At 71.3% G+C, this 16,096-nt stretch carries 20 protein-coding genes; 11 read left to right on the top strand and 9 right to left on the bottom strand.

Features of this window, described 5'->3' with window-relative positions:
- Positions 1 to 20: 20 nt before the first annotated feature.
- On the top strand, positions 21 to 1,220 hold the full coding sequence (locus tag ACIOD2_RS10135) for a cytochrome P450 (protein ID WP_400536458.1): 1,200 nt from the start codon (positions 21 to 23) through the stop codon (positions 1,218 to 1,220).
- A gap of 101 nt (positions 1,221 to 1,321) precedes the next feature.
- Here ACIOD2_RS10135 and ACIOD2_RS10140 read toward each other — a convergent pair whose 3' ends face one another.
- Positions 1,322 to 1,783 carry an Rv3235 family protein gene (locus ACIOD2_RS10140; protein ID WP_392773781.1) on the bottom strand — a complete coding sequence of 154 codons (462 nt, stop codon included), beginning with the start codon at positions 1,781 to 1,783 and terminating at the stop codon, positions 1,322 to 1,324.
- 211 nt (positions 1,784 to 1,994) lie between these two features.
- Here ACIOD2_RS10140 and ACIOD2_RS10145 point away from each other — a divergent pair, with 211 nt between their 5' ends.
- A complete protein-coding gene (locus ACIOD2_RS10145; protein ID WP_400537981.1) occupies positions 1,995 to 2,369 on the top strand; it encodes an HAD-IA family hydrolase in 375 nt (124 codons plus the stop codon).
- Here ACIOD2_RS10145 and ACIOD2_RS10150 read toward each other — a convergent pair.
- Positions 2,363 to 3,130: a TrmH family RNA methyltransferase gene (locus tag ACIOD2_RS10150; RefSeq protein ID WP_400536459.1), complete on the bottom strand. Its 768-nt coding sequence runs from the start codon at positions 3,128 to 3,130 to the stop codon at positions 2,363 to 2,365. The genes ACIOD2_RS10145 and ACIOD2_RS10150 overlap by 7 nt on opposite strands.
- A 34-nt stretch (positions 3,131 to 3,164) precedes the next feature.
- Here ACIOD2_RS10150 and ACIOD2_RS10155 point away from each other — a divergent pair, with 34 nt between their 5' ends.
- Positions 3,165 to 4,571, top strand: coding sequence for a wax ester/triacylglycerol synthase family O-acyltransferase (locus ACIOD2_RS10155; protein WP_400536460.1), 1,407 nt, complete (start codon positions 3,165 to 3,167; stop codon positions 4,569 to 4,571).
- On the top strand, positions 4,568 to 5,059 hold the full coding sequence (locus ACIOD2_RS10160) for a DUF6912 family protein (protein WP_400536461.1): 492 nt from the start codon (positions 4,568 to 4,570) through the stop codon (positions 5,057 to 5,059). The genes ACIOD2_RS10155 and ACIOD2_RS10160 overlap by 4 nt, the downstream gene beginning before the upstream one ends.
- Before the next feature lie 575 nt (positions 5,060 to 5,634).
- Here ACIOD2_RS10160 and ACIOD2_RS10165 read toward each other — a convergent pair.
- The 4 genes from ACIOD2_RS10165 to rsgA all read right to left on the bottom strand — a co-directional run bounded on the left by ACIOD2_RS10165 (position 5,635) and on the right by rsgA (position 9,406).
- Positions 5,635 to 6,498 carry an NAD-dependent epimerase/dehydratase family protein gene (locus tag ACIOD2_RS10165; protein ID WP_400536462.1) on the bottom strand — a complete coding sequence of 288 codons (864 nt, stop codon included), beginning with the start codon at positions 6,496 to 6,498 and terminating at the stop codon, positions 5,635 to 5,637.
- A 52-nt stretch (positions 6,499 to 6,550) separates the two neighbouring features.
- Positions 6,551 to 7,315: a hypothetical protein gene (locus ACIOD2_RS10170; RefSeq protein ID WP_400536463.1), complete on the bottom strand. Its 765-nt coding sequence runs from the start codon at positions 7,313 to 7,315 to the stop codon at positions 6,551 to 6,553.
- Positions 7,316 to 7,385: 70 nt separating this feature from the next.
- Positions 7,386 to 8,282: a hypothetical protein gene (locus ACIOD2_RS10175; protein ID WP_400536464.1), complete on the bottom strand. Its 897-nt coding sequence runs from the start codon at positions 8,280 to 8,282 to the stop codon at positions 7,386 to 7,388.
- A 101-nt stretch (positions 8,283 to 8,383) separates the two neighbouring features.
- On the bottom strand, positions 8,384 to 9,406 hold the full coding sequence (gene rsgA, locus ACIOD2_RS10180) for a ribosome small subunit-dependent GTPase A (protein ID WP_400536465.1): 1,023 nt from the start codon (positions 9,404 to 9,406) through the stop codon (positions 8,384 to 8,386).
- 175 nt (positions 9,407 to 9,581) lie between these two features.
- Between rsgA and ACIOD2_RS10185 the strand changes: the two genes are divergently transcribed.
- From ACIOD2_RS10185 to ACIOD2_RS10195, 3 genes are read left to right on the top strand one after another with little or no spacing between them, the layout of a single operon-like run.
- Positions 9,582 to 10,340, top strand: a complete 759-nt coding sequence (locus tag ACIOD2_RS10185; RefSeq protein ID WP_400536466.1) for an SOS response-associated peptidase — start codon at positions 9,582 to 9,584, stop codon at positions 10,338 to 10,340.
- On the top strand, positions 10,337 to 10,945 hold the full coding sequence (locus tag ACIOD2_RS10190; protein ID WP_400536467.1) for an alpha/beta family hydrolase: 609 nt from the start codon (positions 10,337 to 10,339) through the stop codon (positions 10,943 to 10,945). Before ACIOD2_RS10185 ends, ACIOD2_RS10190 begins: the two co-directional genes overlap by 4 nt.
- Positions 10,946 to 10,955: 10 nt before the next feature.
- The gene (locus ACIOD2_RS10195; RefSeq protein ID WP_400536468.1) at positions 10,956 to 11,714 is read left to right on the top strand and encodes a phosphotransferase; all 759 of its coding nucleotides are present in this window, start codon (positions 10,956 to 10,958) and stop codon (positions 11,712 to 11,714) included.
- An 18-nt stretch (positions 11,715 to 11,732) separates the two neighbouring features.
- Here ACIOD2_RS10195 and ybaK read toward each other — a convergent pair whose 3' ends face one another.
- On the bottom strand, positions 11,733 to 12,209 hold the full coding sequence (gene ybaK / locus ACIOD2_RS10200) for a Cys-tRNA(Pro) deacylase (protein ID WP_400536469.1): 477 nt from the start codon (positions 12,207 to 12,209) through the stop codon (positions 11,733 to 11,735).
- A 194-nt stretch (positions 12,210 to 12,403) separates the two neighbouring features.
- Here ybaK and ACIOD2_RS10205 point away from each other — a divergent pair, with 194 nt between their 5' ends.
- On the top strand, positions 12,404 to 13,027 hold the full coding sequence (locus ACIOD2_RS10205; RefSeq protein WP_400537983.1) for a sigma-70 family RNA polymerase sigma factor: 624 nt from the start codon (positions 12,404 to 12,406) through the stop codon (positions 13,025 to 13,027).
- Entirely contained in the window at positions 13,024 to 13,344 is a 321-nt protein-coding gene (rsrA, locus tag ACIOD2_RS10210) for a mycothiol system anti-sigma-R factor (protein WP_323323223.1), read from the top strand. Before ACIOD2_RS10205 ends, rsrA begins: the two co-directional genes overlap by 4 nt.
- Before the next feature lie 65 nt (positions 13,345 to 13,409).
- On the opposite strand, the gene ACIOD2_RS10215 is transcribed toward rsrA, so the two are convergent.
- Positions 13,410 to 13,484: a 50S ribosomal protein bL37 gene (locus tag ACIOD2_RS10215; protein WP_371827656.1), complete on the bottom strand. Its 75-nt coding sequence runs from the start codon at positions 13,482 to 13,484 to the stop codon at positions 13,410 to 13,412.
- A gap of 138 nt (positions 13,485 to 13,622) precedes the next feature.
- On the opposite strand from ACIOD2_RS10215, the gene ACIOD2_RS10220 reads away from it, so the two are divergent.
- Both ACIOD2_RS10220 and ACIOD2_RS10225 read left to right on the top strand, forming a co-directional pair.
- Entirely contained in the window at positions 13,623 to 13,835 is a 213-nt protein-coding gene (locus ACIOD2_RS10220) for a biotin/lipoyl-binding carrier protein (RefSeq protein ID WP_392758676.1), read from the top strand.
- Positions 13,836 to 13,837: 2 nt separating this feature from the next.
- Positions 13,838 to 15,358 (top strand): sensor histidine kinase, encoded by a 1,521-nt coding sequence (locus tag ACIOD2_RS10225; RefSeq protein WP_400536470.1) that lies wholly within the window; start codon positions 13,838 to 13,840, stop codon positions 15,356 to 15,358.
- 305 nt (positions 15,359 to 15,663) lie between these two features.
- Here the strand turns inward: ACIOD2_RS10225 and ACIOD2_RS10230 are convergent, their stop codons facing one another.
- A complete protein-coding gene (locus tag ACIOD2_RS10230) occupies positions 15,664 to 15,918 on the bottom strand; it encodes a WhiB family transcriptional regulator (protein ID WP_247057443.1) in 255 nt (84 codons plus the stop codon).
- Positions 15,919 to 16,096 lie beyond the last annotated feature (178 nt).

The raw sequence follows: 16,096 nt of genomic DNA on the forward strand, positions 1-16,096 counted from the left end.
TTCGTGAACGGGGGAAAACCGTGACGACGTTGTCGGCTGTGGTGGATCCGCAGGAATTCTTCGCGTTGTTCGCCGCCGAGCGGCGGCCGGACCCGTATCCGCACTACCGGCGGTGGCGGGAAAGCCGTCCGGTCGCGGTCCTGGCCGAAGGAATGTTCGCCGTCAGCGGTATGGCGGAAGCCACGCAGGTGCTGCGCGACCCGGCGTTCGGCCACCCCGAACCCGAATACCTGGACCCGGCGGACCGGCTGCCGGACCAGCCGGTCGACGAGTCAGGACGCGTGGTCCGGGCGTTCCTGTCGCTGAACCCGCCCGACCACACGCGCCTGCGGCGGCTGGTGTCGAAGGCGTTCACCCCGCGCATGGTCGAGCGGCTGACGCCGCGGATCGAGGAGATCACGTCCGAGCTGATCGACCGCGCGCCACGCGAATTCGACCTGATGACGGCGCTCGCGAAGCCGTTGCCGGTCGAGGTGATCGCCGAACTGCTCGGTGTCCCGCTGGACGACCGCGAGCGGTTCGCCGCGTGGTCGCACGCGATGGCGCGGGCGCTGGACCCGGCGTTCCTGCAGAGCCCCGAGACGGTCGAACCGGCGGTCCGGGCGCGCCAGTCGTTCGTCGGCTACTTCCGCGAACTCGCGGCCCGGCGCCGGGACGAGCCCGGTGACGACCTGCTGTCCGCGCTGGTGGCGGTGTCGGATGCGGGTGACGTCCTCAGCGAGGGCGAGCTCTTGGTGACGCTCACCCTTCTGCTGATCGCGGGCCACGAGACGACGACGAACCTGATCGGCAACGGCGTGCTGGCGCTGCTCCGCCACGGCGGCCTGCGCCCGGCCGCGGACGCGCCCGACCGGGTGGTCGAAGAGGTGCTGCGGTACGACTCGCCGGTCCAGCTGACCGCCCGGACGGCGGTGCGCGACACGGTGCTCGGCTCGCTGGCGATCCCGGCGGGCAGCCAGGTGATCGTCCTGCTCGGCGCGGCCAACCGCGACCCCGCGAACGGCCCGGAACCGTTCGACCCGGCGCGCACGCCGGGCAAGCACCTGGCGTTCGGGCAAGGCATCCACTTCTGCCTGGGCGCGCCGCTGGCCCGCCTCGAAGGCCGCATCGTGTTCCGCGAACTGGCCCGCCGTCTCCCGGACCTCGCGCTGAACGGCGACCCGGGGTGGAACCCGACGACCACGCTGCGCGGCCTGTCGACGCTGCCGGTCCGGTCGTGAGTGGCCAAGAGGGCCAGCACCCGTAGTGCCACTCACGACCGTCCACCTGCGACCGTCGCGACGGGACTCCGCCGGCGGCGCCCGGGCCGCGCCCGCCCGCCTCACGCCGCTGCTCGCAGGGCCGGCCCGTCGAGCCGCCGCGGTTTCAGCAGCGCGAAACGCACGCACTGCCACCCCGCCGCGCTACGGGTGAAGCGGGCCGCCAGCGCGAACGACCGGCCGTCGGCCTCCACACGGGCGCACGCCTCGATCACCCCCGGCACCGGATTGCACGTGTGGACACTGTGCGTCCGGTGCCGCGGCCGGGGCAGGCGCGGTCCGCTGAGACCCGCGTACACCTCCGGCGCCACCAAGCCGCGGATCTGCGGCACCGCGCGGCGTCCGTCGTAGGCCTCCAGCAGCATGTTCAGCAGATGGCCCACTTCGGACGCTTCGAGCTGCCTCGACGCCGGCCATCGTGCGCCGGCCCGGCGGTGCTCCTGCGGTGTCACGGCTTCGAGCCGCTCGGCCCGCCGCGGTGCTTCGTAGCGGATCAGCGTCCTCAGGCGATGTTCCTCGGACATTTCCTCCCCTCCCGGACTCGGCATTTCGCCGCGTCTGCTCGCTTAGAGGGAGGAACCGGCCCGAATCGCGTCAGGAATCGCACGATTCGGCAGAGAACCGCCGAAGGGATGGCTTCGGCGGCGCCGGTGCGCTAGTGCACATCGCATTGTTGCGCCGTGAGAGACATCGCTCCGTCACCCGACTATGGTGTGCCGGGTGTTGAAGGGGTTATTGGTCGATTTCGCCGGAGTTCTCACCGATCCGGACGCCGGCCGGTTCTACGACTACCTGATGGCCGCGCGGGAGCGGGGTGTCCGCACCGCGCTGCTGTCGAACGCGCCCGGGGCGTCGGACCCGGTCAAGAAAACGATGTTCGACTATTTCGACGCGCTGGTGTTCTCCGGTGAGGTCGGTGTCGCCAAGCCGGATCCGGCGGTCTACCTGATCGCGGCGGACCGGCTCGGCCTGCCCGCCGTGCACTGTGCGTTCGTCGACGACTCCGCCGCGAACATCCGCGGCGCCGTCGAGGCGGGCATGGTCGGGGTCCACCACCGGTCGGTCAGCGAAACGCTCGCCGAGCTCGAGGTGCTGTTCCCGGATCAGTGAGCGGCGGCGCGGCGGACCAGTTCGAACGAAAGCACAGCGGCGGCCGCTGAGACGTTCAGGGACTCGACGTCACCCGGCATCGGGATCGACACCCATTCCGTGACGAGCTCGCCGACCTCCGAACCGACACCGTCCGTTTCGCCACCAAGGACAAAAGCCGTGCGCTGCGGCAGGTCTATGTCGAATATCGTCGTCTTCGCGGACGACCCCAGCGCGTAGAGGCTGTAGCCCGCTTCGGTGAGCATTTCGGCCGCTTCGCGCGCGGAACCGCAGCGCAGCACCGGGGCGCGGAACGCGACCCCGGCCGAGGCCTTGACCACCAGCGGGTCCAGCGCCGCGACACCGCGGCGCGGCACGATCACGCCCTCGAGCCCGGCCGCGGTCACCGTGCGCAGGATCATGCCGACGTTCGCCGGCGTGGTGATGCCGTCCAGCAGCAGCACGCGTGACGGCGGCCGCCGGTCGGCGAGCGCGGTGTCCAGCGCGCGCATCCGCGGGGCGACGACGTCGGCGAGCACCCCCTGGTCCTGCTTGCCGTTGCCGGCGAGCACCTTGACCCGGTGGGCGCTGGCGCGCTGCACCGGCACCCCGGCGTCCTCGGCCGCGCGCTGGATCTCGGCCGCGCCCGGCCCGCGGGCGGTGTCGGCGAGGATCACCTTGTCCACGTGCAGGCCGGCGTCGGCCAGCGCTTCGAGCACCGGCTTCCGGCCGTACACGGTCAGAAAGCGGTCTTTCGGCGAGACAGTCGACTCATCACCCACACCGGGCAGTCTCGCATTGTGTAAGGATCGGCCCATGCCCGACCGCCTCTCCGCGCTGGACGCCTCGTTCCTCTACGTGGAGGACCACGCGACCCCGATGCACGTCGGCGGGGTGGCCATCTTCGAACGGCCGCGGTCCGGGTTCAGCTACGCGCAGCTGCTCGACCTCGTCGGGGCGCGGCTGGCGTACCTGCCGCGGTACCGGCAGCGCGTGGCCGAGGTGCCGGGGCACCTGGCGCGGCCGGTGTGGGTGGACGACGTCGACTTCGACCTGAACTACCACGTCCGGCGCTCGGCGCTGCCACACCCGGGCAGCGACGACCAGCTGTTCGACCTGGTGGCACGGCTGATGTCGCGCCGGCTGGCGCCGGAGCGCCCGCTCTGGGAGGCCTACTTCATCGAGGGCCTGTCCGGCGACCGGATCGCGCTGGTCACCAAGACCCACCAGTCCGTTGTGGACGGTGTCGGCACGATCGAGCTCGGCCAGCTGATCCTGGACCCGACCCCGGCCGAGCCGGAGCCGTTCGAAGACATCTGGACGCCGCGGCGCGAGCCGAGCCGCACCCAGCTGGTGCTCGACGCGGTCAGCGAGGGCGTCCAGCGGCCGGGCGAGGTGGTGGAGAACGTCCGGTCGGCGGCCAACGACGCGGCCGCGGCGGCCGGCAAGTTCGCCGAGACCGTCGGCGGGGTGGCGTCGGCGCTGCGCACGCTGGTCAACCCGGCGCCGCCGGGACCGCTGAACGTCCGGGTGTCCGGCGGGCGGGTGTTCTCGGTGGTCCGCACGCGGCTCGAGGACTTCCGGAAGATCCGCGCCGAACACGGCGGCACGGTCAACGACGTCGTCCTCGCGGCCATCACCGGCGCGCTGCGCGGGTGGCTGCTCTCCCGCGAGGAGACGCTGACCGCGAACGCGACGGTCCGCGCGCTGGTGCCGCTGGCGGTGCGCGACGCCGATACGGCGGAGTACTCGACGCCGGCCCTGATCGGCAACCAGGTGGCGGCCTACCTGGTGGACCTGCCGGTCGGCGAGCCCAACCCGGTGCTGCGGCTGCAGCACATCGGGCACGCGATGACCGAGCACCTCGACTCGGGCCGCTCGGTCGCCGCGCGCGGGCTGCTCAAGGTCGGCGGCTTCGCCCCGGCTACCCTGCACTCGCTCGGCGCGCGAGCGGCGGGGTCGCTGTCCGGGCGGATCTTCAACGTCATGGTGACCAACTCACCGGGCCCGCAGATGCCGATGTACGCGGGAGAGGCGAGACTGGTCGAGATGTTCCCGGTGATGCCGCTGATGCGCACCCAGGCGCTGGCGATCGGGGTGACGTCGTACCACGGCGGCGTCTACTTCGGACTCAACGGCGACCGCAAGGCCGCCTTCGACGTCGACCTGCTGGCCGGGATGATCGAAGAGTCGCTGGAAGAGCTGAAGGGTGCGCACTGGTGAGGGTCTATCTGCCTGCGACCATCGCGATGCTTCGCGATCTGGAATCGTCGGGGGAGTTCCGGGCGCGCAGCGGGACGGCGTTCGCGCTGACCCCGGCGTTGCGCGAGGCGTACGTGAGCGGCTCGGACGAGGAGCTCGAGTACGCGGCACTCCTGGACGCGGCGCGCGCTTCGCTGCGCCTGATCGCGGCGGAGGAGAAGGGCGAGCCCCGCCGGGTGGTGGTGTCGGCGGACGTCGAGGGCATCACCCTGCGCCCCGACCTGGACGCCCCGGTGGTCCGCATCGGCGGCCCGATCCCGTTGTCCGCGGTGGCGGCGATCCACGTGGACTCCGCGGAGGCCGCGGACGCGGTCTCCGCGGCAGCAGCGGTGATCGACGCGGCGGATCTGGGCGACATGGACGCGGAGTTCGTCCTCGGCGACGCGGAAGACCACGAGCTGGCCTGGTACGCGCCGCAGGAGCTGCCGTTCCTGCTGGAATTGCTCTGAGGTCTCTCGGTCCGGGCTGAGTTGGGGGCTTGGTGTCTCGCTGAGCTGTTTCGAGGTGCCTGGCTGAGTCGCCGAGTTTCGAGCGCCGCCTTGCCGAGCTGCTCGGTCGGACGGTCCGCTGGGTGCTTGCCAAGGTGCCCAGCTCAGACGCTCTGCTGGGTTGCAAGTCTCCAGCTCAGGCGCCCTCGCTGAACGCTCGGCAAGCCGCCGGCTCATCCGCCCTGCTAGGTGCCGCAAGTCTCCAGCTCAGGCGCCCCTGGCTGAACGCTCGGCAAGCCGCCAGCTCATCCGCTCCACTGAACTTCCCCGAACCGCCAGCTCACCGCCCCACTGAGGCCACCAGCTCAGCCGCCCCCGTTGAGCGCCCGCCAGATCGCCCAGGTCAGGCACCCCGCCGAGGTGCGGCGGACCGCTGTCACCAAGTTGTCCACAGGTCGATCCGCATGTGGACAACTTCGGCTCGGAGCGGCTGATCAGGCGTTTCTGTCAGGGGCGGCCGATAGACTGGACCAGGGGACGCCCCCCAGGGATAGGGCGGGGGCCGGTCTCCTCCGGCCCCCGAACCCGAAAAACCCTCAGGACTTCTCGAACCACTGCGGGCCAGGCACCGGCAGCTGGCACCGCCACCCGGTCGCCTCCTCCAGCTTCCGCGACACCACCCGCTGCGACCGCGCCAGCGGCTCCGCCAGCGACAGCCGCGACGCCAGCCACTTCGGCACCATCCGGGCCTTCCGGACTCCCGCCGCCTCCGCCAAAACAGCGCCCAGTTCGGCCTTCGTCACCGGGGTCGCCCCCACGTTGTAGACCCCCGAAGGCGCCTCCAGCGCGGCCACCGCGCCCGCTGCCGCGTCCTGTGGGTGGATCGCTGTCGTCCAGTCCTTTCGCGAGCCCAGGACGAGCGGGGACAGCAGCGCGCCGGAGCCCACCAGGTTCGCGATGCGCAGCCTGATCACCGTCCGGCCCGCCGCCTCCAGCGCGGCGACGTTCGCGTGTGCCGTCACTGAAGACGCCGTCACACCCCGCGGACGCAACGGTGCTTTCTCGTCCAGCTCGCGGTCGCCGCCGTCCGCGTAGACGAACGAAATGCCCTCCTGGACCACGATCCGCAGCTCGTCCACCTGGCGCACCGCCGCCGCCAACGCCGCGCTGCCCGCCAGCCGGACGCGGTCGTTCGGGGCCCACGCCGCCTTGCGCGTCATCTCGTCCGGGCCGGGGATGCGCGTCGCCAGGTTCAGGACCGCGTCGTGCCCGCGTAGCGCCGTGGCCAGTGAAGTCGCGTCGAAGAGGTCACCTGGTACCGGCTTTGCGCCGGTCGCAAGAATCGCCGGCTCCCGGTCGGCCGCGCGGGCCAGCCCGCTCACTTCGTGGCCCGCCGCCAGCAGCCGCGCCACCGCCGGGACGCCCAGCACACCCGTCGCCCCGATCACCATCACCCGCATGTCCCTGACTCCTCTCGTCAAGGCGTGGACGAGACGGCGCCCGGGAACGTGACTAGCCCGTGAGCTTCCCCACCTGATCCGGCGGCGGGGCCTGGACGTCGACCTGGCCGCCCCACTCCGTGTAGCGGGTGGTGATCTTCGCGCCCGAGCCCGCCAGGATCGGCGAAAGGTCGAGCACGATCTGCAGCGGCCGGTGCGCGTCGTCGAGCCAGAGCTCGACCGGGAACTTGCCGCCCAGCTGCCCCACCTCGTCGGTGGACAGGCCCGCGGGCAGATCGGCGCCGAGCTTCGCCAGGTCGAGGTCGACGCGGTAGTGCTCCGCGGCCGTCCCGCCGAGGTCGGTGCGCTCGGCCGAGACGATCGTGCCCGCCGTCCGCACCTCGCCCAGCGTGTGCGCCGGGTCGTTCTGCGCCGCCAGCTGCCCGAGGCTGCCGCCGAGCACCTGGGAGAACGGGTCCGTGCCGTCCGGGGCCACCTCGACCCACGGCTTCCCGGCGCCGACCTGGTCGCGCGAGCCCTCCGGCACCTTCGCGTACAGCTTCCCGGCCACCAGCCGCAGCTCCATCGGCTCGCCGATGAAGTCGGTCGTCATCACCTGGGACGTCCCGCCGGCGCCGAAGCGCGCCTGGCCCTGGCCCTTCGACCGGACCGAGCCGACGGCGACGTCCGTGCCGAACTTCGCCGACCCGCCGCTCGTGGTGGCCGCTGTGGCGGCGTCGGCCAGCGCCCGCGCGTCACTGAACGCCGGTGGTGGTGAGGCGGGGGAGCACGCACCGGCGAACAGGGCGAGCAGCAGCACGACGGCGGCTTTGCGCATGGCACACACAAACACAGCGGCTCCCCCGAACCCGTTCGGGGGAGCCGCTGCTACGCACAGTCGCTGCTGGTCAGCGGCCGGCCTTCTTCATCAGCTCGCCGAAGTCGACGACCTGGTCGGCCGGCGGGGCCGCCACGTCGACCGTGGTGCCCCAGTCGCTGTACTTCATCGTGAACTTCGACTCGCTGCCGCCGGGCATGCCCAGCGCCTGCATCATCGCGGTCTGGTCCATCGTGACCTGCACCGGCAGGTTGTCCTTGTTCAGCCACAGCTCGGCCGGGATCTTGAGGTCCTTGCCCTTGAGCATCTCGGTGAGCTTGTCGCGCGCCGCGGCCGGGACCTGGCCGGTGAACTGGTCGACGGCCTTGGCGACGTCGAGCTCCACCTTGTAGTGGTTGACCTGCTCGCCGTTCAGCTGGGTCTGGTCGGACGAGATGATCCGGCCCGCCTTGGAGACCTGGTCCAGGACCTTGCTCGGGTCGCTCTGCTCCGCCGACTGCGACAGCGCGCTCCCCATCGCCTGCGAGACCGGGTCGGTGCCATCGGCCGAGATCTTGGCCCACGACTTGTCGGTGCCCATCTGCTTCTGCTGCTCGGCGGGCAGCTTGATGTACATGACCTTGTCGACCATCCGCATCTCGGTGGTCTCGCCGGCCGCGGTGCTGGTCATCGAGAACGTGGTGTTCGCGCCGTCGAAGGCCATCGCACCGGTCGCGGTCATGGTCTGCCCGGCGACCGAGCCCTCCATGGAGAACTTCGCGGACTTGGACTTCTCGGTGCCCTGCTTCGACGCCGACGCGAGCTGGATGGCGTCGGTGAACGGCGAGGCGAGGCCGCTGCCGCCGTCGGACTGCGACTGGCCGTTCGCACCGGCGGGCTGGGCCGTGCCGGTGGCGGAGTTGCCGCCGCACGCCGTCAGCGTGAGCACCAGCGCGGCGCCCGCGGCGACCAGGGTGGTCTTGCGCATTCGAATCCCCTCAGAGTCGGATCTTCCGCTCGGCATATCGCCTGATCGGGTGATTGGTTACCGATGTGACGATGACGACGGGGCGGCGGTTCCCGGTTGTCTCAGTCCTCTGTGGGGCGGGTCACATCAAGACCGCCGCGCGAGGCCAGCAGCCGTCGCAGCGACCCGAGGCGCTCGGCGCCCGCGCGGCCCTCGGTGACGACGTCGTCGAGCGCGCAGTCCGGGTCCTCCGGCGGGCCCAGGTGCCCGCAGCCCGACGGGCACTCCTCGGCGGCTTCGGCGAACTCGTCGAAGGCGTCGACGATATCGTCCGCGGTGACGTGCGCCAGCCCGAACGACCGGACGCCCGGCGTGTCGATCACCCAGCCGCCGCCGGGCAGCGGCAGCGCCACCGCGGCGACGGACGTGTGCCGTCCCTTGCCGACGCCGCTCACCACGCCGACGGCCAGGTCGGCGTCCGGGACCAGGCGGTTGACCAGAGTGGACTTGCCGACGCCGGAATGCCCGACCAGGGCCGTCACGCGGTCCTTGAGCATCTCGGTGAGACCTTCGGGCGTTTCGTCGTGACGGGAGACGATCGCCGGGATGTCGAGGCCCGCGTAGCCGGCCAGGAGCTCGTCGGGGCTGGCCAGGTCGGCCTTCGTCAGGCACAGCACCGGCTCGACGCCGCCCGCGTAGCAGGCGACGATGCAGCGGTCGATGAACCCGGTCCGCGGCGGCGGGTCGGCGAGCGCGGTGACGATCAGCAGCCGTTCGGCGTTGGCGACGACCAGCCGCTCGAACGGGTCGGTGTCGTCGGCCGTGCGCAGCAGCGAGCTGCTGCGGTCGTCGACGCGGATGATCCGGGCGAGGGTGTCCGGCTTGCCGGAGACGTCGCCGACGACGCCGACCTGGTCGCCGACCACCACCGGCGTCCGGCCCATCTCGCGGGCCCGCATCGCGGTGATCACCTGGCCGGGATCGGCGTCGATCGCGCAGGTCCAGCGGCCGCGGTCCTTGCCGATGACCATCGCGGAGACGGCGTCGGCGTGCTCGGGACGGCGCTTGCTGCGGGGGCGGGTGCCCTTGCCGGGGCGTACGCGGACGTCGGACTCGTCCAGCTTGCTCCAGTCGTTCCGCGCCAAACCGTCCGCCTCCTGTGCACCGGTGCCACCCGAATGATCCCATGCCGCTCGCCAGCGCCCTGGCCTGCGTGTAACCATGGCGTCCCGGACGTCTCCGGCCGGTAGTTCGCCGGGGCTCCGCCCCGGGCCGGGGGCTCCGCCACCCGGACCCCCTGAAGCAGGAGGGAGGTTGGCCATGTGCGGCCGCTACGCCGCCACGAAGGACCCGGCGAAACTGATCGAGGAGTTCGAGGCGATCGACCTCACCGAAGGCCGCGCCCGGACCGACCACAACGTCGCGCCGACGAAGAACGTGGTCACCGTCGTGCAGCGGCACCCGCGTGACGACGAGGGCGAGGTCCTCGAGGACGAGCCTGCCGAGCGCTCGCTGCGGCTGATGAAGTGGGGCCTGGTGCCGTTCTGGGCGAAGGACCCGTCCGTCGGCTCACGGATGATCAACACCCGCGCCGAGACGGCCGCCGAGAAGCCGGCCTTCCGCCGCGCGCTGGTGTCCCGCCGCTGCCTGGTGCCGGCCGACGGCTGGTTCGAGTGGCGCCGCACCGGCAAGGAGAAGGAGCCGTTCTACATGACCGGCCCCGGGGACGAGTCGCTTTCGTTCGGCGGGATCTGGGAGAGCTGGCACCCGAAGGACGACAAGGACGCGTCGCCGCTGATCACGTTCTCGATCATCACGACCGACGCCGCCGGCCAGCTCACCGACATCCACCACCGGATGCCGCTGATCGTGCCCCGGTCCCACTGGGACGGCTGGCTGGACCCGGACCGCGACGACGTCACCGACCTGCTGGTGCCCACGCCCGACGACATCGTCGCGTCGCTGGAGCTGCGGCCGGTGTCGAGCCAGGTCAACAACGTCCGCAACAACGGGCCGGAGCTGCTGGACCGCGTCGACCCGCAGCACGAAGCCGCGCTCTTCGACCCGCCGAAGTCATGACGGCCCTGCCGATCGACACCGCGTACGGCCCGGCCCGGGTCTACCTGCACTGCGCCGAGGAAGGCGTGGCGGTGCTGATGCTGGGCCACGGCGCGGGCGGCGGCATCGGCGCCAAGGACCTGGTCGCGGTGACGCGCGCGGCGACCGCGGCCGGGGTGCACGTGGCGCTGGTCGAGCAGCCGTACCGGGTGGCGGGCCGCCGTGCCCCGGCCCCGGCGAACCAGCTGGACGCGGCCTGGCTGACGATCGCCGACGAGCTGTCGGAGCGTTTCGACGGCCTCCCGTTCGTCTTCGGCGGCCGCTCGTCGGGGGCCCGCGTGGCCTGCCGGACGGCCTCCGCCGGGCAGGCGGTGGCGGTGCTGTGCCTGGCGTTCCCCGAGCACCCGCCGGGCCGCCCGGAGAAGACCCGCCAGCCGGAGTTCGACGCGGTGGACGTGCCGACGCTGGTGATCCAGGGGGAGCGCGACCCGTTCGGCCGCCCGAAGCCGGGACCGCACCAGGAGCTGGTGCTGGTGGACGGTGACCACAGCCTGGGCAAGGACCTGGATTCGATCTCCCGGGCGGCGACCGAATGGCTGTCCCGGGTGCTGCGCCCGCTGGGCTGAGCGCGTTCTCGTGGAGGAAGTTCCGCTGACCGGCGGGAACATGAACGCCGGTGTCGTCCGGGCCGGCAACACCGTGCGCCGCCCGGCCGGTCCGTGGACGCCGTCGGTGCACGCCCTGCTCGCGCACCTGCACTCGGCCGGCTTTCCCGGTGCGCCCCGGCCGCTGGGCCTGGACGAGCGCGGCCGCGAGGTCCTCGAGTTCATCCCCGGCGAAGTGACCTGGCCCGGCCGGATCGACCTGCTGGAACCCGGCGCGGCGATGGTCGCGGTCGGCCGCCTGGTCCGCGACTTCCACGACGCGGTCACCGGCTTCGTGCCGCCGCCGGGGGCGGCGTGGCAGGTGCTGATCCCCGCGGACGGCGCCGAGATCATCGCCCACCACGACCTCGCGCCGTGGAACCTGGTGGTGGACGGCCCGCGCTGGGCGTTCATCGACTGGGACACCGCGGCGCCCGGCACCCGGCTGTGGGACCTCGCGTACACGGCGCAGACCTTCGCGGTGCTTCCGGAAAGGGAGCTGCCGGCCCAGGCCGCCCGCTTGCGGCTGCTGGTCGACGCCTACGGCCTGGACGAGCGGCAACGCCGTGAACTGCTGCGCCTGCTCGCCCCGCGCACGCGGTCGATGCGCGACTTCCTGGCCGTTCAGGCCGCCGCCGGCAACGACCCCTGGCTGCGGCTCTGGAACGAAGGCCACGGCGACGACTGGCAGGCCCAAGCCGACCACCTCGAACAGCACCACGACACCTGGGAACGCGCACTGCTCGCCTGAGCCGTCCTCCTGCTCAGGTCAGGCCGCGATCGGTGCCACCGCCGCGCCGGTCAGCCGGATCAGATCGCCCGGTGCCAGCTCCATCTCCAGCCCCCGCCGGCCGGCCGAGCAGAACACCGTCTCGAACTTCTCCGCCGACGCGTCGATCACCACCGGGATCCGGCTTCGATGGCCCAACGGTGAGATGCCGCCCAGCACATAACCCGTGGCTCGCTGGGCCGCCGCCGGGTCCGCCATCTTCGCCTTCTTGCCGCCCGCCGCGGCCGCCAGGCCCTTCAGGTCCAGCTGGCCGGTGACCGGGACCACGCCCACCGTCAACCGGCCGTCGACCTCCGCGACCAGGGTCTTGAACACCCGCGCGCGGTCCAGGCCGAGGGCCTCGACGGCCTCCAGGCCGTACGACTCCGCGCGCGGGTCGTGGTCGTACGCGTGCAGTGTGTGCGCCACCTTCTGCTTCGTCAGGAGTGCGGTCGCCGGGGTGCCCTTGCCAGCCATGGCACGGAAGTCTAGGGAATGCCCGCGTAGTCCGATCGGTTGTAAGGGACGTGACCACAACCCTCGCCACCACGCGCTCTCGCAGCAGCCGCCGCCCTGAGGCACCGGCGACCCGCGGCGTGCCCGGCCCCCGCGTAAACTCGACGTCGCCGTATGCGTACACGCGCATCGACGCCGAGCGGGAAGGGAACGGTTTGCCGAGCACGCAGAACGCAGCGCCGGAAGAAGCGACCGAGGCGGAGCGCGCCGAGCGCTTCGAACGGGACGCCATGCCGCTGCTCGACCAGCTGTACTCGGCCGCGATGCGGATGACCCGCAACCCCGCCGACGCCGAGGACCTGGTCCAGGAGACCTACCTGAAGGCGTACGCCGCCTTCGCGTCCTTCAAGGCCGGCACGAACCTCAAGGCCTGGATGTACCGCATCCTGACCAACACCTACATCAACGGCTACCGCAAGCGGCAGCGGCAGCCGGTCCAGCAGCCCACCGAGGAGATCACGGACTGGCAGATCGCCAAGGCCGAGGCCCACACCTCGAGCGGGCTGCGGTCGGCCGAGGTCGAGGCGATGGACAACCTGCCCGACACCGACGTCAAGGCCGCTCTGCAGAAGCTGCCCGAGGAGTTCCGGCTGGCCGTCTACCTGGCCGACGTCGAGGGCTTCGCCTACAAGGAGATCGCCGAGATCATGGACACCCCCATCGGCACCGTGATGTCCCGCCTGCACCGCGGGCGCGCCCAGCTGCGTGACCTGCTCGCCGACGTCGCTCGCGAGCGCGGGTTCATCCGGGGAGCCAAGGAAGAGGTGGCCGGGCGATGAACGACATGTGCGAAGGCGCGTCCGACAAGGTCCGCTGCGAAGAGGCGCTCGCCGACATCTACCTGCTCCTCGACCGCGAGTGCAGCCCGGAGCGGGACGCCGCGCTCCGCCAGCACATCGACGACTGCCCGCCGTGCCTCGAGGAGTACGGCATCGACGAGCACATCAAGCAGCTGCTGCACCGCAAGTGCGGGGGCGATCTGGCCCCGGACGAGCTGAAGACCCGGCTGCGCGCGTCGATCCGCCAGACCGTCGCGTCACGCGGCGGGGTGACGGTCGAGCGCACCGAGATCAGCATCGAGCAGCGCTCCGAATAGCGCCCGAGCACGACGAAGGCCCCCGCGCGAGAGTGCGGGGGCCTTTTGCGTGCCGACGCCGGGATTCAGGAGTTGGGCTTACCGCCGTGGTTCGCGCTGTTCTTCTTCCGGCTGCGACGCTTGCGGGCGCGCTTCGACATGATTACTCCTCGTCGTCAAAAAGTGGCCACGGCCGCGGCGCTGGCGCCTGCCGGGCTGGGGTCAACCTCTCAAGTGTGTCATGGTGCGTGGTTCTGGTTGGATGGGGTGGTCCGGGCGGCGAGCGAGGAGGGGCGTCGATGGCCGAGATCAGGGCCGAAATGGTCGGCACCGTGCTCCAGGTCGTCGCGGAGCCGGGCGCCGCGCTGGCCGCCGGCGACACCGTGGTGATCCTGGAGTCGATGAAGATGGAGCTGCCCGCCGTGAGCGAAAAGGCGGGCACGCTGACCAGCCTCGCCGTGGCGAAGGGCGACAGGGTCCAGCAGGGCGACGTCCTCGGGACGGTCGAGTAACGGTGTCCACGCTCGCCGAACTGCTCGCCGACAACACCGGACTGCCCGGGGAGGCGGCCGACCACCTCCAGACCGTCGTCGCCGAATGGCAGCTGCTGGCCGACCTGTCCTTCGCGGACTTCCTGCTCTGGGTCCCGGTGACCGAGGAGCTGCAGCCCGACGGCGGCGACTTCGTGTGCGTCGCGCACGCGCGCCCGACGACGGCGCCGACAGCGCACCCCGAGGACGTCGTCGGCACGCGGTTCACCGTCCAGGAGCACCCGCAGCTGGCGAAGGCCATGCGCGAGGTCCGGATCTGCCGCGAAGAGGACCCGCACTGGTACCGCGACCTGCCGATGCGCCGCGAGGCGATCCCCGTGCGTTTCCACGACGACGTCGTCGCCGTGATGAGCCGCGAGACGAACCTGGCCGCGCCGCGGGTGCCGTCGCCCCTGGAGATCGCGTACCTGGGCAGCGCCGGCGACCTGTGCCAGATGATCGTCGACGGCACGTTCCCGCCGAGCGGCACCAACGCCACCGACACGCACACGTCGCCGCGGGTGGGCGACGGCCTGATCCGCCTCGATTCGAGCGGCACGGTCGTGTTCGCCAGCCCGAACGGCCTGTCCGCCTACCACCGGATGGGGCACGAGTCCGACCTGGTCGGCACGCGCCTGGCGCCGCTGACGCGGTCGCTGATCCGCGACCCGTTCGACGCGACCGAGGTGTCGCACCGGATCATCGAAGCCCTCGACGGGAAGCCGTCGAGCCGCACCGAGGCCGATTCGCGGCGCGGTGCCGTGGTCCTGTTCCGCGCGCTGCCGCTGCGCCCGGCCGGGCAGGCGGCGGGTGCCCTGGTGCTCGTCCGCGACGTCACCGAGGTCAAACGACGTGACCGCGCGCTGCTGTCGAAGGACGCGACGATCCGCGAGATCCACCACCGGGTGAAGAACAACCTGCAGACGGTGGCGGCGCTGCTGCGCCTGCAGTCCCGGCGGACGTCGTCGGAGGAGGCGCGGCTCGCGCTCGCCGAGTCGGTGCGGCGCGTGACGTCGATCGCGCTGGTCCACGAGGCGCTGTCGATCTCGGTCGACGAGCGCGTCGACCTCGACAAGCTGCTGGACAACGTGCTGCCGATGGTCGGCGAGGTCGCGACGGCGGAGTCGCAGGTCGGGCTGTCGCGCAAGGGCTCGTTCGGGGTGGTGGTCGCGGAGATCGCGACGCCGCTGGTGATGGTGCTGGCCGAGCTGGTGCAGAACGCGATCGAGCACGCCTTCCCGGCCGGCCGGTCGGGCAAGGTCGAGCTGATCGTCGAACGCTCGGCGCGCTGGCTGGACGTCGTCATCCGCGACAACGGCCGCGGTCTGCCCGCGGGGTTCTCGCTGGAGCGGTCCGACGGCCTGGGCCTGCAGATCGTCCGGACCCTGGTCGAGTCGGAACTGCGCGGTTCGCTTTCCCTGCGGAAGGTGCGCGTGGAGGAGTCGTCGACCCGGGTGACCGGGACGGAAGCCGCGCTGCGGATTCCCCTTTCGAGGCGCTTGTAGACCGTCGCGTTTGGACTTGATCATCACCGGGCATATCCGGTGCGGCGAACGTGATCGGGTGCGGATTGCGTAGCGAAATACTCCGGACGCGATGAAGGCCCGGCACCTGGGTGCAGGTGCCGGGCCGTTCAGCGTCTCGCGGGAGGACTTGAAGTCCTTGTGAGGTTTCAGCGCACCCGTCGCCAGGTGGTTTCGCCTCGCTTGTTAAACTTGAACCGGGTAGGTATCACCCCAGACGGCCTGGACACAACAGTGCCAGCCCGGGCGAATTGCCTACGTGGCTCGGGTGTAGCTTGGGTTAAGCGTCAGGCGTTGGTACGCGTGCCGATGTGCGTGCGGCGGCGCTTGACTGCGCGTCGCTCGTCCTCGCTCATGCCGCCCCACACGCCGGCGTCCTGACCGCTGGCCAGAGCCCAGGCCAAGCAGTCGGAAGCGACGGTGCAGCGGTGGCACACGGCCTTGGCCTGACTAACCTGCGACAGAGCAGGACCGCTGGTTCCCACCGGGAAGAACAGCTCGGGGTCCTCGTCTCGGCAGGCCGCGTCGTGGCGCCAGTCCATGTTCGTGAGCTCCTTCATATGGCGCGGGAGAGAGCCGCGCCACAGTCGTCATGGCGGTCGTGTTTTTGGGTGCTTGTGAATGCTTTCACGAAGCACTGCGTTCGACAAGTGTTTCTTGAAGATCGGTGAGTCAGCTCACCCGGCTGAGCGACACGTCTGACCTGCGGTTTCTCTCCGA

Source organism: Amycolatopsis sp. NPDC088138 (genome assembly GCF_044741685.1).
Taxonomy (GTDB): domain Bacteria; phylum Actinomycetota; class Actinomycetes; order Mycobacteriales; family Pseudonocardiaceae; genus Amycolatopsis.